Genomic DNA, 26,561 nt, shown 5'->3' with positions numbered 1-26,561 from the left:
TGTTTCGTTGAAGAAAGCCTGACATAACCATGACCCGGAAACCGAACGACCCCAAGGGTGCCGACGCCCCCAACGACGCCCAGCAAAGCCAGCCCGCCGGCAGTGGCAGCGGCCTGCGCAAGGGGCTGACCAATTACGGCGATCTGGGCTTTTCGCTGTTCCTGCGCAAGGCCTTTATCAAGGGCTCCGGCTATACGGACAGCGCGCTGGACCGGCCCGTGATCGGCATCGCCGACACGGGCAGTGCCTACAACCCGTGCCACGGCAACATGCCGCAGCTGCTCGAGGCGGTGAAGCGCGGCATCATGCTCGCGGGCGGGCTGCCGATGTCGTTCCCGACGATCTCGGTACACGAGAGCTTTGCCGCGCCGACCAGCATGTACCTGCGCAACCTGATGTCGATGGACACCGAGGAGATGATCCGCGCGCAGCCGATGGACGCGGTGGTGCTGATCGGTGGCTGCGACAAGACCGTGCCCGCGCAACTGATGGGCGCGGCATCGGCCGGCGTACCGGCGATCCAGCTGGTGACCGGCGCGATGCTCACGGGTTCGCATCGCAGCGAACGCGTGGGCGCGTGTACCGACTGCCGCCGCTACTGGGGCAAGTTCCGCGCGGGCGAGATCGGAGAGGAAGAGACCGGCCAGGTCAACAACCAGCTGGTGGCCAGCGTCGGTACCTGCTCGGTGATGGGTACGGCCAGCACCATGGCGTGCATTGCCGAAGCGCTCGGCATGAGCCTGCCCGGCTCGGCCACGCCGCCCGCGGTGACTGCCGATCGCATCCGCATGGCGGAGCTGACCGGCGCGCGCGCGGTGGAAATGGCGAAGGAGCGTCTGACCATCGATCGCATCCTGATGCCCGCGGCGTTCGAGAACGCGATTCGCGTGTTGCTGTCGATCGGCGGCTCGACCAACGGCATAGTCCACCTTGCGGCGATCGCGGGCCGTATGGGCCTCGATATCGACATGCAGGCGCTGGACCGCATGGGTCGCGAGACCCCGGTGCTGCTCGACCTCAAGCCCACGGGCCAGCATTACATGGAGGACTTCCACAAGGCCGGCGGTATGGCCACGCTGCTGCGCGAGCTGCGCCCCCTGCTACGCCTCGATGCACTGACGGTCACGGGGCGCACGCTTGGCGAGGAAATTGACGCGGCGGGCGAGCCGTTCCCGCAGGATGTCGTGCGTTCGATCAAGAATCCGATCTACCCGCAGGGCGGCATCGCGGTGCTCAACGGCAACCTTGCACCGGGCGGCGCGATCATCAAGCAGTCAGCGGCCGATGCCAGGCTCATGGAGCATGAGGGGCGCGTGGTGGTGTTCGAGAACTCGCAGGATCTGGTCGAGCGCATCGACCTCGACGACCTCGACGTGAACGCCGACGATATCCTCGTGCTGCGCAATATCGGACCGAAGGGCGCGCCCGGCATGCCCGAGGCCGGCTATATCCCGATTCCGCGCAAGCTCGCGCGCGCGGGCGTCAAAGATATGGTGCGGATCTCCGACGGTCGCATGAGCGGTACCGCGTTTGGTACCGTGGTGCTGCACGTCACGCCGGAGGCGGCGGTGGGCGGGCCGCTCGCGCTTGTGCGCACGGGTGACCGTATCCGCCTGAGCGTCAGCGGGCGTGAACTGAGTCTGCTGGTATCGGACGACGAACTCGCGCGTCGTCGCGCGGAGTCGCCGGTGGTCGAGCCGACCGCATCGCGCGGTTACCTGAAGCTATTCCTGCAGACGGTCACGCAGGCGGATCAGGGCGTGGACTTCGACTTCCTGCGCCTGCCGGAGGCACGCGGCAAGACCCCCGAGTGATCGAGCGCGGTGCTGTCCGATGCAAGCGGATGCGTGAACAGTGCGCGCGCTTCGGCCAGCAACGCCTCGGACAGCGACGCGCGTGGTCCCTGTGTCGACCAGATCAGGCCCACGCGTCGGACCGGCGCGCGATCGGGCAGTGGGCAACGCGCGATCGCGAGCCCGCTCTGCCACATCGGCCGCCAGTCGGGCACGAGCGCCACGCCGAGACCTTCCGCGACCAGCGCCGCGATCACCATCAACCCATCCACTTCGAGCCGCTGATGAGGGCGGATACCGTGATCGCGCAGATAACGATCCGCGAGCTGGCCGCCGAGCACGGAACGATCGTAGCGAATGAACGGCTCGTTCGCGAGCAACGCGTGCGGATCGCGACCGGCCATCGACGCGGGCGCCACCACCACCAGCGGCTCGGCCATGAACTCGGCCCACTGGTAACCCTTGGCCACCGCGAACTGCGGTTCGACGACGATGGCCGCATCGAGCTCGCCGCGCGTGAGGCTCTCGCACAGTTCAATCGATCGGCCGGGTTTGACGAACAGACTGACGTTCGGATGACGACGGTAGAGCTGACCGAGCAGTGGCGGTACGATGCTACCCATGGCGGTGACGAACGAGCCGAGGCGGAATTCGCCGAGCGAGGCGTCGCCGATGGCGACCGACCCCATGTCGCGAATATCGCGAATGACCTGACGCGCGCGATCGAGAATGCGGATGCCCGCTTCGGTGGGCACCACCGATCGTCCGGCGCGTCGCACCAGCGGGACGCCGAGCTCTTCCTCGAGCGCGTGCAGACGCGCGGCGATGGCGGCGGGCGTCAGGTCGAGCCGGCGCGCGGCCTCCGCGAGGGAGCCCACGTCGACGACGGTAACGAAGCTTTGCAGGAATCGGACATCCATGCCGCCATGCTAACAAGTTTCATGGCGGTTGCATCCGAAAGCATTCCCCCAATCCAGGAGACATCATGCTGCTGACCCCCGACGCCAAGGGCGTTTTCCCGATTGCACCGACCCCGTTTCTCGATGACGGCACCATCGACACCGCGTCCATCGACCGGCTGACGGACTTCTATCTCGAATGCGGTGCCACCGGCATCACGGTATTGGGTCAGCTCGGGGAAGCGCCCAAGCTCGAGCATGGCGAATCGGTGGATGTGGCCGCGCGCATGATCCGTCGTGCCGGCCAATTGCCCGTGGTGGTGGGCGTGTCCGCGCCCGGCTTCGCGGCGATGCGCGCGCTGACGCGCGAGGTCATGGAGCGCGGCGCCGCCGGCGTGATGATCGCCCCGCCCAACACGCTGCGTACCGACGACCAGATCGTTGGCTACTACCGGCAGGCTGTGGAAGCGATCGGTGACGACGTGCCGTTTGTGCTCCAGGACTATCCGCTGACGTTCTCGGTGCAAATGACGCCGGGCGTGATCCGCCGCATCGTCACCGAGCTGCCGTCATGCGCGATGCTCAAGCATGAGGACTGGCCCGGTCTCGAAAAAATCTCCACGTTGCGTGGTTTCGAGAAGGACGGCTCGATGCGGCATATCTCGATTCTGTGCGGCAACAACGGCCTGTTCCTCGACTACGAGGTGGAGCGCGGTGCCGATGGCGCGAACACGGGCTATTGCTTCCCCGACATGCTGTGCGATGTGGTGCGGCTCAACGCCGCGGGCGAGCGCGAGGCCGCGCACGATCTGTTCGACGCGCACCTGCCGTTGCTGCGCTACGAACAACAGCCGGGCGCAGGCCTGGCTGTGCGCAAGTACGTGATGATGCGGCGTGGATTGCTGACGTCGGCCGCGCAACGCAAGCCGGCCGCGACGATGTCCGCGACGGCTCGCGCCGAGGTCGATCATCTGTTGCGTCGTCTTGCGCGGCACGATCCGCGCGCGCTGGTTGATTGAGCGAGTGCGACCGCCACGTCCTTAACGTTGGAACACCGTGTGGATGGAGCGTCCGCGCGCATCCACCGCAACGGTGACAGGCATGTCCTCGACCTCGAATTCGTACATGGCTTCCATGCCGAGGTCGGGGAATGCCACCACGCGCGATTTGCGGATCGCGCGCGAGATCAGATAGGCGGCGCCACCGACCGCGGTGAGGTACGCCGCACCGTTGTCGCGAATCGCCGCGATCGCGGTGGGGCCACGTTCGGCCTTGCCGACCATCACGCGCAGGCCGGTCTCGGCCAGCAGGCGCGGCAGGAACTTGTCCATGCGCGTGGAGGTGGTCGGCCCCGCCGGACCCACCGCTTCATCGCCAACCGGATCGACGGGTCCCACGTAATAGATCGCCCGATCGCGCAGTGACACCGGTAGCGGTTCGCCCGCATCGAGCATCGCCATCAGCCGCTTGTGGGCGGCATCGCGCGCGGTCAGCAGGCGGCCGCGCAAACGTAGCGTCTGTCCCACCTTCCATTGCGCCACGCTGTCCGCGGTCAGCGTATCGAGGTCCACCGTGAGCGCGTCGGCTTCCGCGGGCATCGCGTCGGGAATATCGCGCCAGACCGAAGCGTCCGGCGGCACGAAGGTCGCGGGTCCGGTGCCGTCGAGCGTGAATCGAACGAAGCGGGTGGCTGCGCAGTTGGGAATCAGAGCGACCGGCAGCGCCGCGGCGTGGCTCGATAGCGCCCGCACCTTGACGTCGAGCACGGTCGTCAACCCGCCGAGCCCCTGCGCGCCGATGCCGAGCGCGTTGATGCGGTCGTACAGCTCCAGCCGCAGTTGCTCCACCTCGTCGGCCGCCCCGCGCGCGCGCAAAGTCTGGATATCGATCGGTGCGAACAGGGAACGTTTGGCAGCCAGCATCGCTTGTTCGGGCGTGCCGCCGATACCCACGCCGAGCACGCCGGGCGGACACCAGCCCGCGCCCATTTGCGGAATCGCGTCGAGGATCCAGTCGACGAGCGAATCGCTCGGATTGAGCGTGGTGAACTTCGCCTTGACGTCGCCGCCCCCGCCCTTGGCCGCCACGATCATCTCGACGGTATCGCCGGGCACGAGCTCGACATCGACGAAACCGGGGGTGTTGTCGCCGGTATTGCGGCGCGCGCCCAGTGGCGAGTTGACCATGGTCGCGCGTAGCGGATTTGCGGGCAGCGTGTAGGCGCGCCGCACGCCATCGTTGACGACCTCCTGCAGGCTGCGCAGCGCGCTGCCGTCGCGCGTGGCCAGGCGCACGCCCATGCCGACACGTAGAAAGACCTGTGCGACGCCGGTGTCCTGGCACAGTGGCCGATGCCCGCGCGCGGCCATGCGGCTGTTGACCAGCAACTGCGTCAGCGCACTGCGCGCGGCGCCGGGCGGCTCGGCGTCCCAGGCACGCCGCAGCGCTTCGACGAAATCGGCGGGATGGTAATAGCTGACGAACTGGAGGGCATCGGCGACGCTGTCGGCGATGTCTTCCTGGAAGACGACGGTCATGTGGGGCTCCGGCTTTGCTCGCGGAATATGTTTAAACATATTCGCACAAAGCGGCGCGGCGCGAAAGCCGTTGTTGCCTGCTCTCCGTCGCGATGACCTCAGAGGGCCTGACGCTGCAGCACCGTCGAATACGAGAAGCGATCAGCCGGATGCACGCTGACCACCACTTCGAACAATCGGTCCGACTGGTCGTAATAGCGCCGCACGAACTCGAGCGCATACGCGCCGGGCGCGGTACCGAGGGTTTGCGCGAGCGGCGCCGGAATGCCGATGGCACGCACGGTCTGGTGAATTTCCTTCACCAGGCGTCCGGAGGTCTGGCCCACCAGTTCGCAGATCAAGCCTTCCGATGTCTTGAGTTTGCTCTTGATCTTGGCGCCGTCGGCGGCGGTCACGTACACATCGGACCACGCGACCGGATGATCGGGTGCCGCCGGATTGGTACGCGAGGTGGGGATGTGCAGCCAGCGCGAGCCGGGCTGGCAGCCCAGATGCGCGGCCAGCTCGATATCCATCACGACCTCGCGCGCACCATGAATCTTGCGCACGGTGGCCGCGCCGTACTGCACGAGCTCGTCGATCGACGAGAGGCGTGGCATGTACTCGCCCGACTGCGGCGCGGAGGCTTCCACGCGCGTGCCCGCGCGCTTCTTGCGCGACACCATGCCGAGGTCCTGGATGCGGGTGAGCGCGACGCGCACGGTACCGCGGCTGACGCCGTATTTGTCGGCAAGCTCGAGCTCGCCGGGCAGGCTGGAGCCGACCGGATAGACGCCGCTGGTGATGTCCTGAATGAGCGCCTTGGTCAGCTCGGCGTGGCGTGGCTCCATAAATCGCGGGAAGTTGGGTGGGTGAATGAGGATGCAGATGCTAACGATACCCGACCTGCAAGCCAAGCGCGCGATTGGATTGTGTCAACAGCGGCGGCAAAAGCGCGAGCGGCTCGGCATCCGTTGCGGGTATACCCCCCTGGATTTGACCTTGACCCGCGCGCCTCGCTATCCCTAGAATATGTTCAAACATATTTTTTAGCTAGACATATTTGGATAGTCATGGCCACTACCGTATTCGACTCCGTTCTGTTCCGCGACATGTTTGGCACGCCCCAGATGCGCGCCGTATTCGATGATCGCGCCTACGTCGCGCGTTGCATCGATGCCGAGACGGGCCTCGCCCGCGCGCAGGCGCGTGCCGGGCTGATTCCCGCCGATGCCGCGCGACACATCACCGAGCGCGCGCGCCTCGAGGACATCGACCTCGACGCCATGCGCGTGGAAACCGAGATCGTCGGCTACCCGATCCTGCCGCTGGTGCGCCAACTGTCCGCGATGTGCGGCGAGGCCGGCCGCTACGTGCACTGGGGCGCGACCACGCAAGACATCATGGACACCGCGACCATGCTTCAGTGCAAGCAGGCCGTGGACATCATCGAGGCTCAGCTCGACGAAGTGCGCGGCGCGCTGGCCAAGCTGGCGGCGGAACACGCGCAGACGGTCACTGCTGGTCGCACACACCTGCAACACGCGCTGCCCGTGACCTTCGGCTTTCGTGCGGCGGTGTGGCTGTCGGCGCTGAATCGGCATGCCGAGCGCCTGGCCGAAGCGAAGCGGCGCGCGCTGCTGGTGGAGTTCGGTGGCGCGGCGGGCACGCTCGCGTCGCTGGGCCGCACCGATATCGGCTTGACCGTGCGCGCCAATCTCGCCGAGGAACTTGGCCTGCGCGACCCCAAGATTACGTGGCATGTGGCGCGCGACGGGCTGGTCGAACTGGTGTCGTTGCTCGCGGCGATCGGTGGTTCGTTGGGCAAGATCGCGTTCGACGTGATGACGATGGCCTCGTCCGAGTTCGGCGAAGTGGCCGAACCGTTTGTCGAAGGCCGTGGCGCCAGTTCCACGATGCCGCAGAAGCGCAATCCGATCTCGAGCGAACTGATGCTTGCGGCGGCCAAGCTGCTGCGCGAACGCGCTGCGCTGATGCTCGACGCGATGATCCAGGACTTCGAACGCGCCACCGGCCCGTGGCACCTCGAATGGAGCGCCGTGCCGGAAGCTTTCCTGCTGGCTTCGAGCGCGCTCGGCCAGGCCGCGTTCATGCTCAAGGGCCTGTCGGTCGATACCGGCCGCATGCGCGCGAACCTCGACCTGACCGGCGGGCTTATCGTGGCCGAGGCCGTGATGATGGGACTCGCGCCCGAGATCGGCCGCCAGCAGGCGCACGACGTCGTCTATGACGCCTGCCGCGATGCCATCGAGCACAAGCGCACGCTGTACGCGGTGCTCTGCGAGAACGCCGACATCGTGGCCCGCCTTGGCGAGCCGCGCATTCGCGAACTGACCGATCCCGCCAACTACCTCGGCGCCGCCGAACGCATGACGCTTGCAGTGGTGGAAGACACCCGCATCGGACGCTGATCGCCCGCCATCAGGCTCGCGACACTACATAGAAGGAGACAACATGACACTCATTGGCTCGACACTCACGCGCTGGATGCTGCCCGCACTCTGCCTCGCGGCAGGCATGGCCCACGCCCAGACCTATCCCACCAAGCCCGTCACGTGGGTCGTGCCGTTCGCGGCCGGTGGTCCCACCGATGCGCTTGCGCGCAATATCGCGGACCGCGTATCGCGTGAGATCGGCCAGCCGATTCTCATCGAGAACGCCCCGGGCGCGGGCGGCACGGTAGGCGCGGCCAAGGCCGCGCGCGCACCAGCCGATGGCTACACGTTCCTGGTTGGCCACGTTGGCTATATGGCCGCGGCACCGTCGCTGTACAGCAAGCTTTCCTACGACCCGGTCAAGGATTTCGAGGGCGTGTTCCGCTTCCCGGATACGCCACTGGTGCTGTTGGTCGGTGCCAACTCGCCGTACAAGACCGTGCAGGACCTCGTGGCGCACGCGAAGGCGAACCCGGGCAAGCTGAACTTCGGCAATGCGGGCGTCGGTTCCACCTCGCATCTGGTCGCGGCGATGTTCGCGCAGAAGGCCGGTATCAAGATCACGCCGGTGGCCTACAAGGGCGCGGGTCCGGCGTTGACCGACGTGATGGGGGGACAGGTCGATGGCATGTTCGACCAGACCAACACCGCGCTCCCGCAGGTCAGCGGTGGCAAGGTGCGCGGCATTGCGCAGACGGCCACGCGCCGCGTGCCGCAGTTCTCGCAGGTGCCAACGGTGGCGGAGACCGTGGTGCCGGGCTTCGAAGCCTCGACGTGGTATGGCCTGTACGCGCCCAAGGGCGTGCCGAAGGAAGTGGTCGCGCGCGTCTATGCGGCGTGGGGCAAGGCGCTGCAGGATCCGGCCTTCGTCAAGCGGCTGGCTGACCAGGGCATTCAGATGCTGCCCGACGCGCAATACGCGCCGGCCGCACTGACGCAGCACACCGCGAGCGAAGTCGTGAAATGGAAGAAGGTGATCGCTGACGCGAACATCAAGCTGGACTGAGCACGAAGGTTTGCCGAGCGGGTGGGAGGGAAATCAGGGTGCCGAAGGGGGTACACTCGAGGTTTCCCCTCAACGTCGAAGTTCGATTCGACACCGAAGCCATCCATGAAGAAACTCTCGCTCCTTATCGCGGCCCTGGCCCTCGCCGGCGCGGCGCACGCTCAACAGTCCGCGCCTGAGACGCTGCCTTCGGGCATGACGATCCAGCATCTGACCAAGGGCACGGGCGCATCACCGAAGGCGACGGACACCGTGAAGGTGCACTATCGCGGCACGCTGACGGACGGCACCGAGTTCGACAGTTCGTACAAGCGTGGTCAGCCGATTTCGTTCCCGCTCAACCGCGTGATTCCGTGCTGGACCGAAGGCGTGCAGAAGATGCAGGTGGGTGGCAAGGCCAAGCTGACCTGCCCGGCCTCGACGGCGTACGGCGCGCGCGGCGTGCCGGGCGCGATTCCGCCGAACGCGACGCTGAACTTCGAAGTGGAACTGCTCGGCATCGGTAGCTGAGCTCGGTAGAACGCTTCAGTGACGCATACGACGCCCTCATTCGAGGGCGTTCTTTTTTGAAGCGCGATGTTTGCATCGTCAGAGACTGCTCCTATACTGGATTTGTGCTGCGGCGCAGCAATTCCGTGCGGCGCGAGATGCAGCCATGGAGCGCAGTCATGTCCATGAACCCGTGCGAGCTATGCATGCGGCTCATCGGCCGTCCCGGCCATGTCCCACCCCACGTGCATCTGGCGAGATCCGCCGCGTTGTCGAGGACATCGCAAGGTAGCGCGCATGTCTATCTATGCGCACGATGCCGGCAGGCGATTGTGCTGGCGACTGATGACGATGAAGGTCCCGATCGCTGGAAGGCCTATTCCACGTAAGCACTGATCGGCGCCGCGAACAATGAGGTGCGGCGCGGGACGAGTAGAATTGCAACTCCATTCGCGAACCCAGAATTCGCGCCTGCCCTGCAGAACGGCAGGATTTTGAAAAGAGAGTGCAAGTTGAACAATCCGGCCAGCGATCGGACCGTGCAGCGCCCCCCAGCGCCTGTGGCCGACGACGCCCAAGCCCGCGCCCATGGCATCTCCGCCACTGGGACGCTCGATGCCAACCGTGGCATCACCCTCCTGACGTTCGCGTTCGTGCTGAGCCAGTTCTATCGCAGCTGCCTGGCGGTGATTGCGCCCGAACTGCAGCACGATTTCGCGTTGTCCCCGGCGGGCTTCGGCACGATGTCCTCGTGTTTCTTCCTTGCCTTCGCCGCCGCGCAGATCCCGGTGGGCCTGGCGTTCGACCGCTATGGCGTGGGCCGTCCCACCTCGCTGCTACTCGGCGTTGGTGCCGTTTCCGCGATCATGTTCGTGCTGGCACCGAGCGGTGGCGCGGCGATGCTCGCACAGGTGGGGCTCGGACTGGCCTGTGCACCAGTGTTTATGGGCCTGATGCACTTCGCCTCGGAACACCTCGACGAGAAGCGGTACATGCGCGAGGTCAGCCGCTCGAATGCGATGGGCATGATTGGCGCGCTGTGTGCCACGGCGCCGTTGGGATGGATGTCGCAATGGCTCGGCTGGCGCTACGCGATGGGCATCTCCGCGCTTTGCATGGTCGCCGCCTGTTATGGCGTATGGCGTCATGTACGCGATAGTGGCCACGCGGAAGCGCGCCATGCGCCGATGGGCGCGATGCTGGCCGACAGCGCGCGATTGCTCGGCATGCGATCCCTGTGGCTGTTGATTCCGCTGTGCGTGGCGATGGCGGCAGGGACCGCGTTTCGCAACGCATGGAGCGGTCCGTATCTGGCCACCGTGTACGGCCTGGCCGCAGGCACGCGCGGCATCGCGCTGACGCTGCTGAGCCTCACCGGCTTCGCCACCGCGTTTCTGCTGCCGGTGCTGGTCCGACGCACCACGCTCAAGCGCACGATCATGGGCTGGGCCTGTTTCGCCACCTGCGGCGCGCTGGCGCTCGCGCTCTGGCCCGGTCATGGCGTGGTGACGAGCGTCGCGTGCATGGCGTTGCTGACGACCATCGGCATGCTGCATCCGCTGGTTATGGCGCAGGGCCGCAGCTTGCTGCCGCCGGCCAAGCGTGGACGCGGGCTCGGCGTCCTCAACTCCTTTGTCTTTCTCGGCTCGGCGCTCACGTCGTGGGGCTTCGGCATCATCGCCAATGCCGGTCACGATCGCCTGTGGCCGAACGCGTTGACCTACGGCGTGATCTTCGGCACCGCTGCGGTGATCGTCGTCATCGCGCTCGTGCCGTACGTGTTCAGCGCGATGGGGCACGCGGTGGTACCGGCCAAGGTGGCGGAGGGATAGACACGTCGCGCGCGTGCTATGTTGGAGAGATTCGTCCGCTGCCGGAGTCCGCGATGGCGATCTCCCGACTCTTGCCTGTCCTGCTGCTGGTCCTGTTGACGCTATCGTCGCTGTGCGCAGCGCAACCGTCATCGATGACGCCTGCCGAGCTTCGGCGCCCGAATGTGGTCGTGCTGATTCGCCACGCGAATGCACCGGGCGTCGGCGATCCGCCGTCATTCCGTCTCGATGACTGCGCCACCCAGCGCAACCTCGATGCCTCTGGCCGGGAGCAGGCCAGCGCGCTGGGTGCCGCGTGGAAAGCGGCCGGGTTCAATCCCACACGCGTGCTGAGCAGCGCGTGGTGCCGCTGTCAGGACACGGCCCGACTGATGAACTTTGGGCCGGTGCACGTAGAGCCTCTGCTCAATTCATTCTTCGAAGCCGATAGCGGAACACGTACCGCGCAGACCGAATCGCTCTCCCGCTTCATCGATCGCCTCGATCCGCGCGGCGGACCGTATCTGCTGGTGACGCATCAGGTCAACATAGGCGCGCTGACCGGTTACGGCGCGCGTAGCGCGGGCGGCGTAGCCATCGAGTTGCCCGTGCAGGGCGGGCCGCGCCGGGTCCGGGTACTGGAATAGACATTCAAGTAAACCCTATCTCCTGCCGATAGTTTGCCCAATGGCACTCATCAGGCAGACGAAATGAAAAACCTCGGTATTGGCGTACGCCTCGGCATCGGCTTTGGCGTCGTATTGTTCCTGTCCCTCCTCATGACCGTCTATGGCATGTCGCGCCTGCAGGACGTGGCGAGCCACACGCATGCCATGATGCAGGAGCCGCTCGCCAAGGAACGTATCGTCAGCGACTGGTACCGGCTGATGTATGCGAGCGTGCGCCGCACGACCGCGACGGCGAAGAGTTCGGATCCCACGCTCGGGGCGTTCTTTGCGAAAGAGACCAAGTGGTCGGCCGACACGATCGCCGCCATGCGCGACAAGATCGAGCCGATGCTGCAGTCGGATGCCGAGAAGGCCGCGTTCCAGAAGATCCTGCAGGTGCGCAACCCGTACAACGATTCGCGTGACAAGATCGCGCGCCTCAAAAAAGAGGGCCAGGCAGACGACGCGAACAAGGTGCTCGAGACCGAGTTCGTCCCTGCTGGCGACGCCTACCTTGCCGAGATCCAGAAGCTGCTCGATATCCAGCGTGCGTCGATCGACGAAACCGCGAAGGAAATCAACGATACCTACCTGGCCGCACGCAACCAAATGATCGCGCTGGGCGTGGTGATGCTGGCGATCGGTGCCGGCTTCGCGTTCTGGCTGACCATTGGCATCACGCGGCCGCTGCATCGCGCGGTAGGCATTGCGCGTACCGTGGCGTCGGGTGACCTGACCAGTCGTATCGACGTGGACAGTACCGATGAAACCGGCCAGTTGCTCGAGGCGCTGCGCGAGATGAACGAAAACATTCTCGGCATCGTGCAGGAAGTGCGGCACGGCACCGAAGCGATTGCCACCGGCACGAGCCAGATCGCCGTGGGCAACACCGATCTGTCGCAACGCACCGAGGAACAGGCCTCGTCGCTCGAGGAAACCGCGTCGAGCATGGAGGAGCTGACGGGCATCGTGCGCCAGAACGCCGACAATGCGCGTCAGGCGAGTTCGCTGGCCGTCAACGCCTCCGATGTCGCGATCAAGGGCGGCCAAGTGGTGGGCCAGGTGGTCAACACGATGGAAGAGATCAGCGGTGCCTCGCGCAAGGTGGTGGACATCATCGCCGTGATCGAAGGCATTGCGTTCCAGACCAACATCCTCGCGTTGAACGCCGCGGTGGAAGCCGCTCGTGCGGGCGAGCAGGGTCGTGGCTTTGCGGTGGTGGCCGGCGAGGTGCGCAGCCTCGCGCAGCGTAGCGCGACGGCGGCCAAGGAGATCAAGTCGCTGATCGGTGACTCCGCGGAACGCGTCGAGCGGGGTTCGGAACTGGTCTCGGAAGCAGGTCAGACCATGGAGCAGATTGTCAGCGCGGTGAAGCGCGTGACGGACATCATGGGCGAGATCAGCGCGGCCTCCGCGGAGCAGAGCGCCGGCATCGAGCAGGTCAATCAGGCAGTCACACAGATGGATACCGTGACGCAGCAGAACGCGGCGCTGGTCGAACAGGCCGCGGCAGCCGCGGGCTCGCTCGAAGAGCAGGCCCAGCGGCTCAAGGAAGCGGTAGCGATCTTCCGCCTCGCTGCTTAAGAGACCGTTTAAATATGATTCTGGCGTCGTTGCGCGGCCTTGCCGTACCATTTGTACTGTCTGCGGCCGCGCGCCTAGCCAGAACCGCTTCGCTTCATATTGAAACGGTCTCCCAAGACCAACCCGATTAAGGGGATTTGGGTGGCACGATCGTGCCACCCTCCGGCAGCTGGATGTTCTGCATGTTGGGCATCATGTTCGTGTTCAGGTGGAACATCACCCAGAGCGTACCCGACAGAGTGATCACCACGAGCACGAGCGTGAACATCAGCGCCAGCAGCGTCCAGCCGTTCTCCGAGCGCGCGTTCATATGCAGGAAGTAGATCATGTGAACGACGATCTGCACTGCGCCAAGGCCAAGCAGCACCAGCGCCGTCGTCGACGACTTGTCGAACACCTTGCTCATCACCAGCCAGAACGGGATCGCCGTCAGCACCACTGACAGTATGAACCCGGTCGCGTAGCCGCCTAGCGTCGAGTGCGCGGCACCCGCGAGCTCGTCGTGGCCATGATCGTCATCATGGCCGTGGCCGATTGCCTCGTCATGCGCGCTCATGGCAACACTCCCATCAAATAGACGAAGGTAAATACGCCGATCCACACCACGTCCAGAAAGTGCCAGAACATCGACAGGCACAGCAGGCGGCGGCGGTTGGCGGTGATCAGCCCGTGCTTGCCGAGCTGGATCATCAGCGTGATCAGCCAGATGATGCCGAACGTCACGTGCAACCCGTGCGTGGCGACGAGCGCGAAGAACGAGGTCAGGAACGCGCTGCGCTGGGGCCCGGCGCCCTCGCTGACCAAATGCGCGAACTCGTAGATTTCCAGTGAGATGAACGCCGCGCCGAACAGCCCCGTGATCGCCAGCCAGATCAGCGTGCCGCGCAGGTTGCGCTTCTGCATCTCGAGCATCGCAAAGCCGTACGTGATGGACGAGATCAGCAGGAAGGTCGTATTGAGCGCGACCAGCGGCAACTCGAATAGCTCGGCGCCCGTGGGACCTCCCGCATATTCGCGCCCGAGCACGCCATAGGCCGCAAACAGGCAGGCGAAGATCAGGCAGTCGCTCATCAGGTAGAACCAGAACCCTAGCAGCGTGCCCTGCGCCGGGTGGTGCTCCACCTTGATATAGAACTGCAGCGGCTCCTGCCGCGCGCCATCTTCGGGCGCGGCCGCGCCACCAGCAAGGGGGATCGTCGTATCAACCATGGCTGCCTAGCAGTTGTGTGCGCGTTGCTTCGGTCCGGACCACGTCGTCGGCCGGGATGTAGTAATCGCGTTTGTAGTTGAAGGTGTGGTAAATCGCGCCGAAGATCGTGGCGGCGAACGAGACGATCACGAGCCACCAGATGTGCCAGATCAGGCCGAACGCGCAGATCGAACTCAGCGCGGCGAGGACGATGCCGGCAGCCGTGTTCTTTGGCATATGGATCGGGATAAAGCCGTCGAGCGGGCGCTTGTAGCCGTGCTGCTTCATCTGCCACCAGGCGTCGGCATCATGGATGATCGGCGTGAACGCGAAGTTATATTGCGGCGGCGGCGATGACGTCGACCATTCGAGCGTGCGGCCATTCCACGGATCGCCGGTAGTGTCACGCAGAGCCTCGCGGTTGCGGAAGCTCACGTACAACTGGATCAGGAAGCTGCCAATGCCAAGCGCGATCAGGAATGCGCCGAAGGCGGCCAGCTGGAACCAGATCTGCAGTGATGGATCGTCGAAATGATTCATGCGGCGTGTCACGCCGAGCAGGCCCAGCCAGTACAGCGGCATGAACGCGAAGTAGAAACCGACCAGCCAGAACCAGAACGAGCACTTGCCCCAGAACGGGTCAAGGCGATAGCCGAACGCCTTGGGGAACCAGTAGGTGATGCCTGCCATCAGGCCGAACAGCACACCGCCGATGATCACGTTGTGGAAGTGGGCGATCAGGAACAGGCTGTTGTGCAGCGAGAAGTCCGCGGGCGGCACCGCCAGCAGCACGCCGGTCATGCCGCCGATCACGAAGGTGACCATGAAGCCGACGGTCCAGAGCATCGGCACCTCGAAGCGGATGCGCCCGTGGTACATCGTGAACAGCCAGTTGAACACCTTGGCCCCGGTCGGGATCGAGATGATCATCGTCGTGATGCCGAAGAACGAGTTGACGCTCGCGCCGGATCCCATCGTGAAGAAGTGGTGCAGCCAGACGAGGTAGGACAACACCGTGATCACGACGGTCGCATAGACCATCGACGCATAGCCGAACAGGCGCTTGCGCGAGAACGTGGCAACCACTTCGGAGAACACACCGAAGACGGGCAGCACCAGGATGTAGACCTCGGGGTGGCCCCAGATCCAGATCAGGTTCACGTACATCATCGCGCTGCCGCCGTTATCGACGGTGAAGAAATTGGTGCCGATGTAACGGTCCAGCGCCAGCAGCGTGAGCGCGGCGGTCAGTACCGGGAACGCCGCGATGATCAGCACGTTCGTGCACAGCGAAGTCCACGTGAAGATCGGCATGCGCATCAGGCTCATGCCGGGGGCGCGCATCTTGATGATCGTCACCAGTAGGTTGATCCCCGATAGCAATGTCCCGACCCCCGCCACCTGTAACGCCCATATGTAGTAGTCCACACCGACGTCGGGACTGTGGAGGATGCCCGATAGCGGTGGATAGGCCAGCCAGCCGGTCTTGGCGAACTCGCCGACGAACAGCGACATCATCACTAGGATGGCGCCACCGAAGGTCATCCAGAAGCTGAAGTTGTTGAGGAACGGAAACGCGACGTCCCGCGCCCCGATCTGTAGCGGCACCACGAAGTTCATCAGCCCCGTGACGAGCGGCATCGCCACGAAGAAGATCATGATCACGCCGTGCGCGGTGAAGATCTGGTCATAGTGGTGTGGCGGCAGGTAGCCGAGGTTGTCGCCGAACGCCACGGCCTGCTGGATCCGCATCATGACCGCGTCGGCAAAGCCGCGCAGCAGCATGATCACGCCCAGGATCACGTACATGATGCCGATCTTCTTATGATCGATGCTCGTGAACCACTCGTGCCACAGGTAGCCCCAGACGCGGAAGTACGTGAGCGCACCCAGCAGGGCGAGCCCGCCCAGCGCAACGACGATAAAGGTGATGAGCAGGATCGGCTCGTGGTACGGAATGGCTTCCCACGAAAGCCGACCGAAGATCTGCGTGGCGAGTTCGGAGCGCTCGGGCATGTTGATCACCAAAGGCCATTACGGCCATCAGGGGTTTCTAAGAAGCGGATTAGCGAACCAAGCGGCGATTGCCGAGCGCGTCGGCGACCGCGTCGCCGGCAACTGCTGGCGGATTGAGCGCCGCGTCCAGCCCCGTCGTGTTGCTGGCGGTGCAGACGTAGGCGGACGGATCGAACTTGCCGCGCGTGGCATCGAGCGCCATGACATCGGCGCGGCACGTTCCGCCCTCCACGCAACGGTTCAGAATCGCGTCGTACAGCCCCGGCGCCACGCTGGCGAAGTGCTGTACCGGCTCGCTTTCGCTGGGTTTGGCCAGATTGACGTACTTATCCCGCGACAACTGGGTGCCATCCGCCTTGGTCTTGGCGACCCAGCGCGCGAAATCGTCGTTGGACATTCCGTGGAACTTGAAGCGCATGTGCGAGAAGCCGGCGCCGCTGTAATTGGCGGAGAAGCCGTCATAGACGCCCGCGCGATTGATCACGGCATGCAGCTTGGTTTCCATGCCTGGCATCGCGTACACCTGGCCCGCGAGCGCCGGGATGAAGAACGAATTCATCACCGCGCTGGCGGTGATCTTGAAACGAATCGGCTGATCGACGGGGGCGGCGAGTTCGTTGACGGTGGCGATGCCCAGGTCGGGGTACAGGAACAGCCACTTCCAGTCCAGCGCCACGACCTCCACGGTCAGGGGCTGGGTACCCGGAGGCACCGGGCGGCGTTCATCGATATGGGTCAGCGGGCGGTACGGGTCCAGCTGGTGGGTGCTGACCCACGTGACTGCGCCGAGCGCGATGATGATCAGCAGCGGCGCGGCCCAGATGCCGAGTTCGAGCGTGGTCGAATGGTCCCAGTCCGGGTTGTAGGTCGCCTCTTTGTTGGTTTCGCGATAGCGAAACGCGAACACCAGCGTCATCGTGATCACCGGCACGATGATCAACATCATCAGGCACGTGGCGATGATGATCAGATCACGCTGACGCACCGCCATGTCACCAGACGGCGAAAGCAGTACTGCATTGCATCCTGCAAGGCCTATTAGCAGGCCGGACACGGTGACGAGTTTGGCGAGCCCTCGCACCCCGAAATGTGATCGCACCGCCAAGTCTGAGCGTCGCATATTCGCTGAAGTGATGTTTGAAATACACCAGGCTGGGCCCGGTCCAGCAACGTTTCGGGTTTCCTATCGCAGTTTAGGCGCTATTCTTGTGATTGCAGTACGCCGCATCTCACAAAAATTTGTTGACTAGGAGCCACGATGTCGAGTCTGACCCATCAGCATCGCGAGTCGCCGGCTGCACCTCCCGCCCCGGGGCATGGGCAGATTGCACCGGCTGAAATCGCCACGGGCGTCGTGATCGGGCGTGCTTCGGAGTATTTCGACTTCTTCACGTACGGCATCGCGTCGGTGCTGGTCTTCCCCTCGGTGTACTTCCCATTCGCGGGCGAACTCGAAGGGTTGCTGCTGGCGTTCACGGTCTTTTCGTTTGCGTTTATCGGACGCCCGTTTGGCACATCGTTGTTCATGCGCATCCAGCGCCGATGGGGACGCGGCACCAAGCTGACCGCATCGTTGTTCCTGCTCGGCACCGCGACCGTGGGTATCGCCTTCCTGCCAACCTATGCGACGCTCGGTACGACCTCGATCGTGCTGCTGTCGATATTCCGCTTTCTGCAGGGCGTGGCGTTTGGTGGCTCGTGGGACGGGCTGCCGTCGCTGCTCGCGCTCAACACGCCGCCGGAGAAGCGCGGCTGGTACGCGATGCTCGGGCAGTTGGGCGCGCCCACCGGATTTATCGTGGCCGGTGCGCTGTTCCTGTTCCTGCATGCGAGCCTGAGCCAGGCCGAGTTCCTCGACTGGGGCTGGCGCTATCCGTTCTACGTGGCGTTTGCGATCAACGTGGTGGCGCTGTTTGCGCGGCTGCGCCTGGTGGTCACGAATGAATACACGCGGCTGCTGGACGAGGTGGAACTCGAGCCGATCGGCACCGTGGAGATCATGCGCGCGCAGTCGGGCAACATCTTTCTGGGCGCATTCGCGGCGCTCGCGAGCTATGCGCTGTTCCACCTCGTGACGGTGTTTCCGTTGTCGTGGATCCAATTGCACAAGACGCAGGAGGTAACCGACGTACTGGCGATTCAGATCGTCGGCGCGGCCATCGCGATCGTCGGTACCGTGCTGTCAGGATGGATCGCCGACCGCATCGGGCGGCGCTCGATGCTCGGCGCGATGGCGATACTGATCGGCATCTTCAGTCTGTTTGCGCCATGGCTGCTCGATGGCGGTGCCACCGGGCAAAACATGTTCATCCTGATCGGGTTTGGGCTGCTGGGCCTGTCTTACGGCCAGGCGGCCGGTGTGGTCACGTCCAATTTCGAACGACGCTACCGCTATACGGGGGCGGCATTGACGACGGACTTCGGCTGGCTGTTCGGGGCAGCGTTCGCGCCGCTGGTCGCGCTGGGGTTGTCGGCGCGCTTCGGTCTGGTGGCCGTGAGCGTGTATCTGCTGTCAGGCGCGGTCTGTACGCTGGTGGCGCTGCGTATCAACCGCGCACTGGGTACACATCAGCAATAAGGGAAGTGACTCCCGGGCGGGCGCCTCAATGGTGCCAGCCGTTCTCATCGAGGGAGCGCATCCGGCGCTCCAGTTCGGGCAGGTCTGCCGACCCGGCCAGCCAGGCATCGGCCTGGTGCTGCGTGCTCGTTTCCATCCAGCGATTGAGGCAGGCAATCAGTTTCGCAAACATGGCAGTCTCCTTTGGGATCTCGACCGCGACGGTTGTCGTGCGTCGATGTGGCAAAGGCTAAGGACCGCGAATGAGCCGAAAATGAGGGCGCCTCCGGGCGCTCTCTTGTTTTGCTGCGCAAGTTTTTCGCGGCTCATTTTCGGCTCACTGTCGCTACATACGATGGACTCACGCAACCGGGCAAGGCAATAGAGCCAGCCCTCACCGGAGTCCAAGATGAATATCCTGCTGGGTTTTTCCCCCTTCCTCGCTTTTGCCATCGTCGAACACCTTTCCGGCATTCTCGCCGGCCTGACCGCCGGCGCGGTGGCCGCACTCGCACTGATCGTCCGCGACGCCATGCGCGGCCAGCCGGTCAAGGTGCTCGAGGTCGGCACCGTGATCCTGTTCGGCGCGCTGGCGCTCTACGCCTGGCGCGAGCAGCCGGCCTGGTCCATTGCGCAGGTGCGGATGGTGGTAGACGCGGGGTTGCTGGGTGTCGTGCTGGCCTCGATGGCGATCGGTATGCCATTCACGCTGCAGTACGCCCGCGAACGCGTGGCGCCGGAGCTGTGGAGCAATCCGACCTTCGTACGCACGAACTACGTGATCTCGGGTGTATGGGCACTCGCTTTCCTGGGCTTGATCGGCGCTGACCTCGTGATGCGTACGCGGCCAGGTGCCGGGGCGATCCTGACGGTGGTCGCGATCTACGCGGCAACGCGCTTCACGCAGCACTACCCGCGTCATGTCGCACAATCGGTTGCGCAATCGCGCCAGCAGTCGGCAACACCGTTCCAAGACTCTCCATCGCAAACGCGATAAACGCCCGAGCTGCCGCGGTCTGATAGGCGCCCTTGCGCTGCAGGACCGCGGCACGCCGTGGCGATAGCGGTACCTCGAGCTTCAGCATGCGCAGGTCCTCATACACGCTGGCAATGGCCGAGGGCAGCACTGTGGCAAAGCGGCCACTGCGTACCGCCTCGATCACGCCCGACACGGAATTCACTTCGATCATGATGCGCGGCACGATGCCGAGCGGCGCGAAGTAGCGCTCGATGTAGCCACGCGTAGCGAACTCGCGCGTGAGCAACGCCATCGATTCCTTCGCAAGTTCTGACGCCCCCAGCGCCGTGCGCCGTCGCGCATGCGGATGGAGGGTGCTGACCATCAGCGCCAGCGGCTCTTCGAATAGCGACAGCGCTTCCACTTCGGGCAGGTGGATATCGTCGAACGCAATGCCGAGATCGAGCCCATCGTCGGCGAGCAACGGCTCCACCCGTTCCTGCGGCATCTCGCGGACGTTCAGCGAGATATTCGGATAGCGCGCGTTGAACGCGACGATCAACTGGCTGAACAGGTAGGGCGTGAACGTCGGCGTCATGGCGAGCCTGAGGTTGCCACGCGTGAGTTCGCCGACGTCGTGTATCGCGCGACGACCGGCCTCGAGGTCCTGGATCGCGCGGCGCGCATGAACCAGATAGGCCTCGCCGGCGTCGGTCAGCCGCGTGGTGCGGCCCGAGCGATCGAACAACTGCGCGCCCAGCGCATCTTCGAGCTGGCGAATCTGCTGGGACAGCGTGGGCTGGGAAACGTGCACGATTTCCGCCGCACGCGTGAAGTTGCCGGTCTCGGCGACGGCCAGAAAGTAACGGATATGTCGCAGCAGCATGGGGGCGTCCGGGGGCGGGTGACGGGATGGATATCGGTCTTGGTATTGGTTTTACCAATGCAAAACATAATAAACCGGTCTTGGACGTAATAGCGCGCAACGACGATCCTTGCATCAACGAGTTAGCGATGCCCCCAACGGAGCGAGACATGCAAGACCTGATCGACGGATTCCTGAAGTTCCAGCGCGAAGAGTTTCCCAAGCGCACCGAGCTGTTCCAGCGTCTGGCCACCACCCAGAAGCCGCCCACGCTGTTTATCGCGTGCTCGGATAGCCGTGTGGTGCCCGAGTTGCTGACGCAGCGCGAGCCCGGCGATCTGTTCGTCATCCGCAATGCCGGCAATATCGTGCCGTCGTACGGCGTGCAGCCGGGCGGCGTCTCGGCGAGTGTGGAGTACGCGGTGGTCGGGCTCGGCGTGAGCGACATCGTGATCTGCGGGCACTCGGACTGCGGCGCCATGACCGCCGTGGCCAACTGCACGTGCCTCGACCATATGCCATCGGTGGCGGGCTGGCTGCGACATGCCGATGCGGCCAAGGCGGTGAACGCCTCGCATCACCACGACAGCGACAAGGCGCGCGTCGACGGCATGGTGCGCGAGAACGTGATCGCGCAGATCGCCAACCTCAAGACGCATCCGTCCGTGGCGCAGGCGCTCGGACAGGGTCGCCTGAATATCCATGGCTGGGTCTACGACATTGGGACCGGCTCGATCGATGCCTACGACGGCATCACGCAACAGTTTGTTTCTCTTGCGGACCACCGTACGGTGTCCGCCACACCCCCCCGACTCGGCAAGGCGGCTTGATCGCCAGCGAGTCAGATTCCTACCTGCCAGGAGCCGTACATGCCGCAATCGCAAGTTACCCAGACCACCCGCCAGAACCTGACGGACGTCATCATCGACGCGAAGGACCGCAAGGGCCTGACGTTCGAACAGATCAACGAGGGCACCGGCCTGAGTGTCGCGTTCGTGACCGCCGCGCTGCTGGGCCAGCATCCGCTGCCGGCCGACGTCGCCAAGGTCGTCGCCGCGCGCCTGGACCTCGACGAGGACGCCATCCGGCTGCTACAGACCATTCCGGTCCGCGGCAGCATTCCGGGCGGCGTGCCGACCGATCCGACCATCTATCGCTTCTACGAGATGGTGCAGGTCTACGGCTCCACGCTGAAGGCGCTCGTGCATGAGCAGTTCGGCGACGGCATCATCAGCGCGATCAACTTCAAGCTTGATATCAAGAAGGTGGCGGACCCCGAGGGCGGTCACCGCGCGGTGATCACCCTCGACGGCAAGTATCTGCCGACCAAGCCGTTCTGATCAGGGCACCAGCAACAGCTTGCCGGTCGTGGCGCGGCTTTCCATGGCGACGTGGGCTTTGGCCGCGTCGGCCAGCGGATAGATGCCGCCGATGTTCACGCGCAGCCTGCCATCGCGGATCCAGTCGAACAGTTCGTTCGTCTTCTCGCGCAGCAGGGCTGGCGTGGGGACATGATCGCGATAGACCGCATAGCCGATCTTGATGCTGCGGGGCAGGCTCATGATGTCGAGCGGGCCGGGGCCGCCCAGCACGGGGCCATACCAGCACAGCGTGCCGGAGCGGCGCAACGACGCCACCGAGTCTCTGAACGTGGTGGGGCCGGAGCCGTCGTACACCACGTGCACGCCGGCGCCGCCGGACAGACGCACAACCTCATCCGCGAAGTCGCCGCTGGTGTCGACGATCACATGTTCCGCACCGGCCGTCTTCGCGGCGGCGACCTTATCGGCAGACGAGACGCGGCCGATCACGCTGCCGCCGCGCAGGCGGATGATTTGCGTGAGCAATTGCCCCACGCCGCCAGCCGCCGCATGTACCAGAGCGATATCGCCTGGCTGAGTACGGTAAAAATCCGTCGCGAAATGGCTCGCGGTAATGCCCTGCATCATCACGGCGGCTGCGGTGCGATCGTCGATGTCGTCGGGAATTGGCACCAGTGCGTTTGCCGGCGCGACGATGCGGTCGGCATAGCTGCCGGGCACGTAGACCCAGGCGACGCGCTGACCGGGCCGCAGATCCGTGACGCCGGGACCCACCGAGACCACGCGACCCGCACCTTCGACGCCCAGAGGCATCGATTCGCCCTCCTGTTTCCAGAAAGCACCGCCGCGCACGCCGATGTCCATGAAATTGACGCCGGCCGCAGCGATGTCGACGAGCACTTCGTCATGCCCGGGCACCGGGTCCGGTCGTTCCTCGAGTCGCAGGACCTCCGGTCCGCCGGGACGTTGCATCGTGATGACCTTCATGTAAAGCTCCTTATTTGAACGATCGTTCCAGAATTGGGTAAAAAAATCAGCGCAGCGCACGCAGGGTCATCGACCCCAGCACATCGAGTTGCGCCGCGCCCGCGCCGCCGCGCGCGGCAAGGCGGATCGCGGAAAAGCTCGCCATGACATAGGCCGCAATGTCGTCCGGTGCCAGCGATGCCGATACATCGCCCGCGGCCTGCGCTTCCGCGGCGCGCGCGGCAATGGCCGAGGCAATCACGCGATACGACCAGGTATGGATGGCCGCCAGATCGGCGCGCCCGTGGCCAAACTCGCAAACCGAGTGCACGCCGAGGCAGGCATGGTCCGCCTCAGCCACCACGCGCGCGATCATGGCGGCGATACCGTCCACCGCGCGCACTGTACCGCGCAAAGTAGAAATGTGAGCGCTCGCTTCCTTATCGCAGTAACGCTCGACCGCAATGCAGTACAGTTTCCATTTGTCGCCATAGGTGTCGTACAGGCTCTGCCGGCCGATCCCCATGGCCTGGGTCAGCATCTCGGTGGAGGTGCCCTCGAAGCCATGTTGGCGGAACACGTCAATGGCGGCGTCCACCGCGCGGTCCTTGTCGAATGCTTTGGGTCTGGCCATGTGATGTTGTACGAATTATGGAACGACTAGTCAAGAACCGCAGTGTATCGCTTTGTTCGCGTCCGTGCTCAGATACGCCGCCCGGCGAGTTGGAGTATTCTTTCGCGCCAGAGCGCGCCCGCCCGACACCTGTCCCCGGGGATACTTGTCAATCGCAGGTGGCGGGCGTACTGTTCGAGGTTTCGCTGTCGCGCAGTCAAAGCGGCAAAATTAGCAGCAAAATTCCCCTGCATCTCCCTAGCTTCTGGACAGTTTCCGGATGAACAACAATTCGACAAATTTTCCAGACGAGCCGCCTCTGCCGCCGACCTGGGATGCCCGCCTCGCGCGGCGCCTGGTCAGACCCCTTAAGCACACCCGCGTCACGCCCAATCATCTGACCACGGTCCGTCTGCTGATCGGTGTCGTTGGCGCGATCGCGCTGACGCGCGGTGGCTATCTGTGGACCAACGTCGGCGCGCTCCTGATCGTGCTGTCGAACTTCGTCGACCATACCGACGGCGAACTGGCCCGGATCAGCGGCAAAGGCAGCAAGTTTGGTCATTTCTATGATCTGGCTGCCGACGCGCTGGTCACGATCCTGCTGTTCGGCTGCATGGGCGTCGCCATCTCCGGTGCCGACACCGTCGCTGCCAACAGCGTGGGCCTGCTCGGCCCCACCGCGCTTGGGACCATTGCCGGGCTCGCCGTCGCGCTGATCTTCTTCCTGCGCATGCGCATCGAGTCGATGGTGGGCAAGAGCGGCACCAAGCAGGCGTCGGCCGCGGGTTTCGAGACCGAGGACGTGCTGTACCTGCTGCCGCTCGTCACGCTGCTGGACGGCATCGCACCTTTCCTGAAGGCGGCCGCGATCGGTGCGCCGATCTTTGCGGCATGGTGCATCGTTGACTACTGGCGAGTGGCGCGACGCGCCCAGCCGGTGATGAACTCCAAGGACGCCTGAGGTACTCATGACTGACCAGGCCATGCGCACCAGCGCACCCGATGTCACGCCGCAGTCCGCTGCGACGCGCGTGGCTTCCACGCCCGACGCTTCCTCGCCCGACAATCAGGTCGCGCGCGAGACCGCCGCGCTGAACAATGCGACCCTGCGCGAGGACTTTGTGCGTCAGGGCGCGTTCCTGTATCTCGACAAGTTCCTCGCGCCCGAGGCCACGGCTCAGCTGATCCGTCTGGCGCGAGAACTGCAGCCGCACATCAATCGCAACTACCTGCCGGGTCACAAGCAGGGTGGTAGCGTAAGCCGTCATACGATCGACGAGCATGCACCGTTCATCGCCGAGCTGTATCGCTCGAAGGCGTTGATCGGCTGGCTCGAGAAAATGACCGGCGATGCGCTGCAGGTCTGCCCGCCCAGCGATCCGCATGCCTACGCGCTGTATTACTACACGCGCGAGGGCGATCACATCGGCTGGCACTACGACACGTCCTATTACGACGGTCGTCGCTATACGGTGCTGCTGGGCGTGATCGATGAATCGTCGTGCCGACTGGACTATGAACTGCACACGCGCGATGCCGAGCGCGCCGATGAGCCCGGCACCGTGCAGATTGCTCCGGGCGGACTCGTACTGTTCGATGGCGACAAGCTGCGTCACCGCGTGACGCCCGCGCGCGCGAACGAATTCCGGGTCTCGCTCACGTTCGAGTATGTGACTGATCCCGGCATGCGTCCGTGGCTTCGTTTGATTTCGCATATGAAGGATGCCGTGGCGTACTTCGGTTTCCGTCAGGTGTTCCGGCGCCTGTTGTCGGGTGGGAAGAATCGCGCGTGACTCGTGCCGCAGTATTTTTGTTTACGATTGGCGCGGCCCTGTTTGTCGCGCTACTCGCATGGCGTGGTTTCGACGCGGTGGTGTCGACGCTGCTGGTTGCAAAGTGGGGCCTCGCGCTGATTGCCGCGTTCCACCTGATTCCGCTGCTGCTGGATGCGGCGTCGATCTGGGTGCTGATGCATCGGCATGGTGAGGGCAAGGTCCGCGACGCGATTTTCACGCGCTGGGTCGGGGAGTCGGTCAACAGTCTGCTGCCGGCCGGCCAGCTCGGCGGTCCGGTTTTGATGGTGCGGTATCTGTCGCACCGTGGCGCGCGCATTCGCGATGCCGCGGCCGCGATCACGGTCAGCACCACCGCGCAGGCGTTGTCGCAGATCCTGTTCGCGCTCGGTGGCATTCTGCTGTTCAGCGCGAATGGTGGGCTGGAGGGCGAACGCGCACCGATCATCGCGGTGACCGTGGTGCTCACGCTGTCCGTCGTGGGATTCATGTTCCTGCAGCGGCGCGGCATGTTCGGCCACGTCCTGCGCTTGCTGCAGAAGGTGATGGGCAAGCGCGACTGGAAAGGACTGACCGTTGGCGCCGACGCGGTGGACGAGGCGATTCGCGAGCTTTACGGCGAGAAGGGCCGCGTGGCGGCGAGCTTCTTCCTGAACCTGATTGGCTGGATCATCGGCACCGGCGAGGTCTGGCTGATCATGCATTTCCTCGGTCATCCGGTGAGCTGGGTCGACGCGTTATTGCTGGAGTCGGTGGGCCAGGCCATCCGTGGCGCAGCCTTCGCGATTCCCGGTTCGCTCGGCGCGCAGGAAGGTGGTTATCTGCTGTTGGCGCCGCTGGTCGGCCTGCCGCCGGACATGGCGCTGGCGCTGTCGCTGGCCAAGCGCGTGCGCGAACTGATCCTCGGTCTGCCGGGTCTGTTATATCTGCATCTGAGTGAAAGGAAGTTCCAGCGCAGGCGCGCGGCGCTGGAAGCTTCCGAATGACGGACGGCCAGTCGGGGCGGGACGCATGGCATCCCCTGCAACGACGGCCGATTTTATTTCTATCGCCTGGC

26 protein-coding genes are annotated in these 26,561 nt (G+C 64.5%); 15 read left to right on the top strand and 11 right to left on the bottom strand.

Features of this window, described 5'->3' with window-relative positions:
* Nucleotides 1–29 precede the first annotated feature (29 nt).
* The gene (locus LDO41_RS24715; RefSeq protein WP_223993095.1) at nucleotides 30–1,814 is read left to right on the top strand and encodes an IlvD/Edd family dehydratase; all 1,785 of its coding nucleotides are present in this window, start codon (nucleotides 30–32) and stop codon (nucleotides 1,812–1,814) included.
* Here the strand turns inward: LDO41_RS24715 and LDO41_RS24710 are convergent.
* The gene (locus tag LDO41_RS24710) at nucleotides 1,754–2,713 is read right to left on the bottom strand and encodes a LysR family transcriptional regulator (RefSeq protein WP_223993094.1); all 960 of its coding nucleotides are present in this window, start codon (nucleotides 2,711–2,713) and stop codon (nucleotides 1,754–1,756) included. The genes LDO41_RS24715 and LDO41_RS24710 overlap by 61 nt on opposite strands.
* A 65-nt stretch (nucleotides 2,714–2,778) precedes the next feature.
* Between LDO41_RS24710 and LDO41_RS24705 the strand changes: the two genes are divergently transcribed.
* Nucleotides 2,779–3,711, top strand: a complete 933-nt coding sequence (locus LDO41_RS24705) for a dihydrodipicolinate synthase family protein (protein WP_223993093.1) — start codon at nucleotides 2,779–2,781, stop codon at nucleotides 3,709–3,711.
* A 21-nt stretch (nucleotides 3,712–3,732) separates the two neighbouring features.
* Here the strand turns inward: LDO41_RS24705 and LDO41_RS24700 are convergent, their stop codons facing one another.
* Nucleotides 3,733–5,229 (bottom strand): fumarate hydratase, encoded by a 1,497-nt coding sequence (locus tag LDO41_RS24700; RefSeq protein ID WP_223993092.1) that lies wholly within the window; start codon nucleotides 5,227–5,229, stop codon nucleotides 3,733–3,735.
* Nucleotides 5,230–5,327: 98 nt separating this feature from the next.
* On the bottom strand, nucleotides 5,328–6,059 hold the full coding sequence (locus tag LDO41_RS24695; RefSeq protein WP_223993090.1) for a GntR family transcriptional regulator: 732 nt from the start codon (nucleotides 6,057–6,059) through the stop codon (nucleotides 5,328–5,330).
* Between the two features lie 222 nt (nucleotides 6,060–6,281).
* Between LDO41_RS24695 and LDO41_RS24690 the strand changes: the two genes are divergently transcribed.
* From LDO41_RS24690 to LDO41_RS24665, 6 genes are all read left to right on the top strand, one after another.
* Entirely contained in the window at nucleotides 6,282–7,640 is a 1,359-nt protein-coding gene (locus tag LDO41_RS24690; protein WP_223993088.1) for a class-II fumarase/aspartase family protein, read from the top strand.
* Nucleotides 7,641–7,683: 43 nt separating this feature from the next.
* A complete protein-coding gene (locus LDO41_RS24685) occupies nucleotides 7,684–8,670 on the top strand; it encodes a Bug family tripartite tricarboxylate transporter substrate binding protein (RefSeq protein ID WP_377743017.1) in 987 nt (328 codons plus the stop codon).
* Nucleotides 8,671–8,775: 105 nt separating this feature from the next.
* A complete protein-coding gene (locus LDO41_RS24680; protein WP_223993086.1) occupies nucleotides 8,776–9,180 on the top strand; it encodes an FKBP-type peptidyl-prolyl cis-trans isomerase in 405 nt (134 codons plus the stop codon).
* Between the two features lie 539 nt (nucleotides 9,181–9,719).
* Nucleotides 9,720–10,991 carry an MFS transporter gene (locus LDO41_RS24675; protein WP_377743192.1) on the top strand — a complete coding sequence of 424 codons (1,272 nt, stop codon included), beginning with the start codon at nucleotides 9,720–9,722 and terminating at the stop codon, nucleotides 10,989–10,991.
* 53 nt (nucleotides 10,992–11,044) lie between these two features.
* On the top strand, nucleotides 11,045–11,617 hold the full coding sequence (locus tag LDO41_RS24670) for a histidine phosphatase family protein (protein WP_223993084.1): 573 nt from the start codon (nucleotides 11,045–11,047) through the stop codon (nucleotides 11,615–11,617).
* 63 nt (nucleotides 11,618–11,680) lie between these two features.
* Nucleotides 11,681–13,222 carry a methyl-accepting chemotaxis protein gene (locus tag LDO41_RS24665; RefSeq protein ID WP_223993083.1) on the top strand — a complete coding sequence of 514 codons (1,542 nt, stop codon included), beginning with the start codon at nucleotides 11,681–11,683 and terminating at the stop codon, nucleotides 13,220–13,222.
* Nucleotides 13,223–13,349: 127 nt separating this feature from the next.
* Here the strand turns inward: LDO41_RS24665 and cyoD are convergent, their stop codons facing one another.
* Genes cyoD through cyoA form a run of 4 tightly spaced genes read right to left on the bottom strand, consistent with a single transcriptional unit; the run spans nucleotide 13,350 to nucleotide 17,547 of the window.
* Nucleotides 13,350–13,778, bottom strand: coding sequence for a cytochrome o ubiquinol oxidase subunit IV (gene cyoD, locus LDO41_RS24660; RefSeq protein ID WP_223993082.1), 429 nt, complete (start codon nucleotides 13,776–13,778; stop codon nucleotides 13,350–13,352).
* Nucleotides 13,775–14,431: a cytochrome o ubiquinol oxidase subunit III gene (gene cyoC, locus LDO41_RS24655; RefSeq protein ID WP_223993081.1), complete on the bottom strand. Its 657-nt coding sequence runs from the start codon at nucleotides 14,429–14,431 to the stop codon at nucleotides 13,775–13,777. The genes cyoD and cyoC overlap by 4 nt, the downstream gene beginning before the upstream one ends.
* Nucleotides 14,424–16,427: a cytochrome o ubiquinol oxidase subunit I gene (gene cyoB / locus LDO41_RS24650; protein ID WP_223993079.1), complete on the bottom strand. Its 2,004-nt coding sequence runs from the start codon at nucleotides 16,425–16,427 to the stop codon at nucleotides 14,424–14,426. Before cyoB ends, cyoC begins: the two co-directional genes overlap by 8 nt.
* 49 nt (nucleotides 16,428–16,476) lie before the next feature.
* Complete coding sequence (gene cyoA / locus LDO41_RS24645; RefSeq protein ID WP_223993077.1) at nucleotides 16,477–17,547, bottom strand: ubiquinol oxidase subunit II; 1,071 nt, start codon at nucleotides 17,545–17,547, stop codon at nucleotides 16,477–16,479.
* Between the two features lie 138 nt (nucleotides 17,548–17,685).
* Between cyoA and LDO41_RS24640 the strand changes: the two genes are divergently transcribed.
* Nucleotides 17,686–19,005 (top strand): MFS transporter, encoded by a 1,320-nt coding sequence (locus LDO41_RS24640; protein WP_223993076.1) that lies wholly within the window; start codon nucleotides 17,686–17,688, stop codon nucleotides 19,003–19,005.
* Nucleotides 19,006–19,030: 25 nt separating this feature from the next.
* On the opposite strand, the gene LDO41_RS24635 is transcribed toward LDO41_RS24640, so the two are convergent.
* On the bottom strand, nucleotides 19,031–19,177 hold the full coding sequence (locus tag LDO41_RS24635; protein WP_223993075.1) for a DUF3563 family protein: 147 nt from the start codon (nucleotides 19,175–19,177) through the stop codon (nucleotides 19,031–19,033).
* Between the two features lie 216 nt (nucleotides 19,178–19,393).
* On the opposite strand from LDO41_RS24635, the gene LDO41_RS24630 reads away from it, so the two are divergent.
* Complete coding sequence (locus tag LDO41_RS24630; RefSeq protein WP_223993074.1) at nucleotides 19,394–19,981, top strand: hypothetical protein; 588 nt, start codon at nucleotides 19,394–19,396, stop codon at nucleotides 19,979–19,981.
* Here the strand turns inward: LDO41_RS24630 and cynR are convergent.
* Entirely contained in the window at nucleotides 19,884–20,828 is a 945-nt protein-coding gene (gene cynR, locus LDO41_RS24625; RefSeq protein ID WP_223993073.1) for a transcriptional regulator CynR, read from the bottom strand. The genes LDO41_RS24630 and cynR overlap by 98 nt on opposite strands.
* A gap of 149 nt (nucleotides 20,829–20,977) precedes the next feature.
* On the opposite strand from cynR, the gene LDO41_RS24620 reads away from it, so the two are divergent.
* Together LDO41_RS24620 and cynS are read left to right on the top strand one after the other, a co-directional pair.
* A complete protein-coding gene (locus LDO41_RS24620) occupies nucleotides 20,978–21,637 on the top strand; it encodes a carbonic anhydrase (protein ID WP_223993072.1) in 660 nt (219 codons plus the stop codon).
* A 39-nt stretch (nucleotides 21,638–21,676) separates the two neighbouring features.
* A complete protein-coding gene (gene cynS, locus LDO41_RS24615) occupies nucleotides 21,677–22,147 on the top strand; it encodes a cyanase (RefSeq protein ID WP_223993071.1) in 471 nt (156 codons plus the stop codon).
* Here the strand turns inward: cynS and LDO41_RS24610 are convergent, their stop codons facing one another.
* Both LDO41_RS24610 and LDO41_RS24605 read right to left on the bottom strand, forming a co-directional pair.
* The gene (locus tag LDO41_RS24610) at nucleotides 22,148–23,116 is read right to left on the bottom strand and encodes a quinone oxidoreductase family protein (protein ID WP_223993069.1); all 969 of its coding nucleotides are present in this window, start codon (nucleotides 23,114–23,116) and stop codon (nucleotides 22,148–22,150) included.
* Between the two features lie 46 nt (nucleotides 23,117–23,162).
* Entirely contained in the window at nucleotides 23,163–23,729 is a 567-nt protein-coding gene (locus LDO41_RS24605; protein ID WP_223993067.1) for a TetR/AcrR family transcriptional regulator, read from the bottom strand.
* Nucleotides 23,730–23,988: 259 nt separating this feature from the next.
* Between LDO41_RS24605 and LDO41_RS24600 the strand changes: the two genes are divergently transcribed.
* The 3 genes from LDO41_RS24600 to LDO41_RS24590 are packed head-to-tail and all read left to right on the top strand — an operon-like array spanning nucleotide 23,989 to nucleotide 26,490.
* Nucleotides 23,989–24,672, top strand: coding sequence for a CDP-alcohol phosphatidyltransferase family protein (locus LDO41_RS24600; protein WP_223993065.1), 684 nt, complete (start codon nucleotides 23,989–23,991; stop codon nucleotides 24,670–24,672).
* Nucleotides 24,673–24,679: 7 nt separating this feature from the next.
* Entirely contained in the window at nucleotides 24,680–25,504 is an 825-nt protein-coding gene (locus LDO41_RS24595) for a HalD/BesD family halogenase (RefSeq protein WP_223993064.1), read from the top strand.
* Nucleotides 25,501–26,490, top strand: coding sequence for a flippase-like domain-containing protein (locus LDO41_RS24590; RefSeq protein WP_223993063.1), 990 nt, complete (start codon nucleotides 25,501–25,503; stop codon nucleotides 26,488–26,490). The genes LDO41_RS24595 and LDO41_RS24590 overlap by 4 nt, the downstream gene beginning before the upstream one ends.
* Nucleotides 26,491–26,561: the final 71 nt, after the last annotated feature.

The organism is Cupriavidus pampae, from assembly GCF_914271485.1.
In the GTDB taxonomy this organism is placed as follows: Bacteria; Pseudomonadota; Gammaproteobacteria; order Burkholderiales; family Burkholderiaceae; genus Cupriavidus; species Cupriavidus pampae.
Note: the sequence above shows the minus strand (reverse complement) of the source record. Positions and strands in the feature narration are given on the sequence as shown.

What these genes read in the sequence shown, in the direction of transcription:
- cynR (WP_223993073.1), bottom strand. Translation starts at nt 20,828, where the DNA reads ATGCTGCTGCGACATATCCGTTACTTTCTGGCCGTCGCCGAGACCGGC.
- cynS (WP_223993071.1), top strand. Translation starts at nt 21,677, where the DNA reads ATGCCGCAATCGCAAGTTACCCAGACCACCCGCCAGAACCTGACGGAC.
- LDO41_RS24695 (WP_223993090.1), bottom strand. Translation starts at nt 6,059, where the DNA reads ATGGAGCCACGCCACGCCGAGCTGACCAAGGCGCTCATTCAGGACATC.
- LDO41_RS24715 (WP_223993095.1), top strand. Translation starts at nt 30, where the DNA reads ATGACCCGGAAACCGAACGACCCCAAGGGTGCCGACGCCCCCAACGAC.
- LDO41_RS24700 (WP_223993092.1), bottom strand. Translation starts at nt 5,229, where the DNA reads ATGACCGTCGTCTTCCAGGAAGACATCGCCGACAGCGTCGCCGATGCC.
- LDO41_RS24620 (WP_223993072.1), top strand. Translation starts at nt 20,978, where the DNA reads ATGCAAGACCTGATCGACGGATTCCTGAAGTTCCAGCGCGAAGAGTTT.
- LDO41_RS24630 (WP_223993074.1), top strand. Translation starts at nt 19,394, where the DNA reads ATGAATATCCTGCTGGGTTTTTCCCCCTTCCTCGCTTTTGCCATCGTC.
- cyoC (WP_223993081.1), bottom strand. Translation starts at nt 14,431, where the DNA reads ATGGTTGATACGACGATCCCCCTTGCTGGTGGCGCGGCCGCGCCCGAA.
- LDO41_RS24665 (WP_223993083.1), top strand. Translation starts at nt 11,681, where the DNA reads ATGAAAAACCTCGGTATTGGCGTACGCCTCGGCATCGGCTTTGGCGTC.
- LDO41_RS24595 (WP_223993064.1), top strand. Translation starts at nt 24,680, where the DNA reads ATGACTGACCAGGCCATGCGCACCAGCGCACCCGATGTCACGCCGCAG.
- cyoB (WP_223993079.1), bottom strand. Translation starts at nt 16,427, where the DNA reads ATGCCCGAGCGCTCCGAACTCGCCACGCAGATCTTCGGTCGGCTTTCG.
- LDO41_RS24685 (WP_377743017.1), top strand. Translation starts at nt 7,684, where the DNA reads ATGACACTCATTGGCTCGACACTCACGCGCTGGATGCTGCCCGCACTC.
- cyoA (WP_223993077.1), bottom strand. Translation starts at nt 17,547, where the DNA reads ATGCGACGCTCAGACTTGGCGGTGCGATCACATTTCGGGGTGCGAGGG.
- LDO41_RS24600 (WP_223993065.1), top strand. Translation starts at nt 23,989, where the DNA reads ATGAACAACAATTCGACAAATTTTCCAGACGAGCCGCCTCTGCCGCCG.
- LDO41_RS24605 (WP_223993067.1), bottom strand. Translation starts at nt 23,729, where the DNA reads ATGGCCAGACCCAAAGCATTCGACAAGGACCGCGCGGTGGACGCCGCC.
- LDO41_RS24640 (WP_223993076.1), top strand. Translation starts at nt 17,686, where the DNA reads ATGTCGAGTCTGACCCATCAGCATCGCGAGTCGCCGGCTGCACCTCCC.
- cyoD (WP_223993082.1), bottom strand. Translation starts at nt 13,778, where the DNA reads ATGAGCGCGCATGACGAGGCAATCGGCCACGGCCATGATGACGATCAT.
- LDO41_RS24680 (WP_223993086.1), top strand. Translation starts at nt 8,776, where the DNA reads ATGAAGAAACTCTCGCTCCTTATCGCGGCCCTGGCCCTCGCCGGCGCG.
- LDO41_RS24670 (WP_223993084.1), top strand. Translation starts at nt 11,045, where the DNA reads ATGGCGATCTCCCGACTCTTGCCTGTCCTGCTGCTGGTCCTGTTGACG.
- LDO41_RS24635 (WP_223993075.1), bottom strand. Translation starts at nt 19,177, where the DNA reads ATGTTTGCGAAACTGATTGCCTGCCTCAATCGCTGGATGGAAACGAGC.
- LDO41_RS24690 (WP_223993088.1), top strand. Translation starts at nt 6,282, where the DNA reads ATGGCCACTACCGTATTCGACTCCGTTCTGTTCCGCGACATGTTTGGC.
- LDO41_RS24710 (WP_223993094.1), bottom strand. Translation starts at nt 2,713, where the DNA reads ATGGATGTCCGATTCCTGCAAAGCTTCGTTACCGTCGTCGACGTGGGC.
- LDO41_RS24610 (WP_223993069.1), bottom strand. Translation starts at nt 23,116, where the DNA reads ATGAAGGTCATCACGATGCAACGTCCCGGCGGACCGGAGGTCCTGCGA.
- LDO41_RS24705 (WP_223993093.1), top strand. Translation starts at nt 2,779, where the DNA reads ATGCTGCTGACCCCCGACGCCAAGGGCGTTTTCCCGATTGCACCGACC.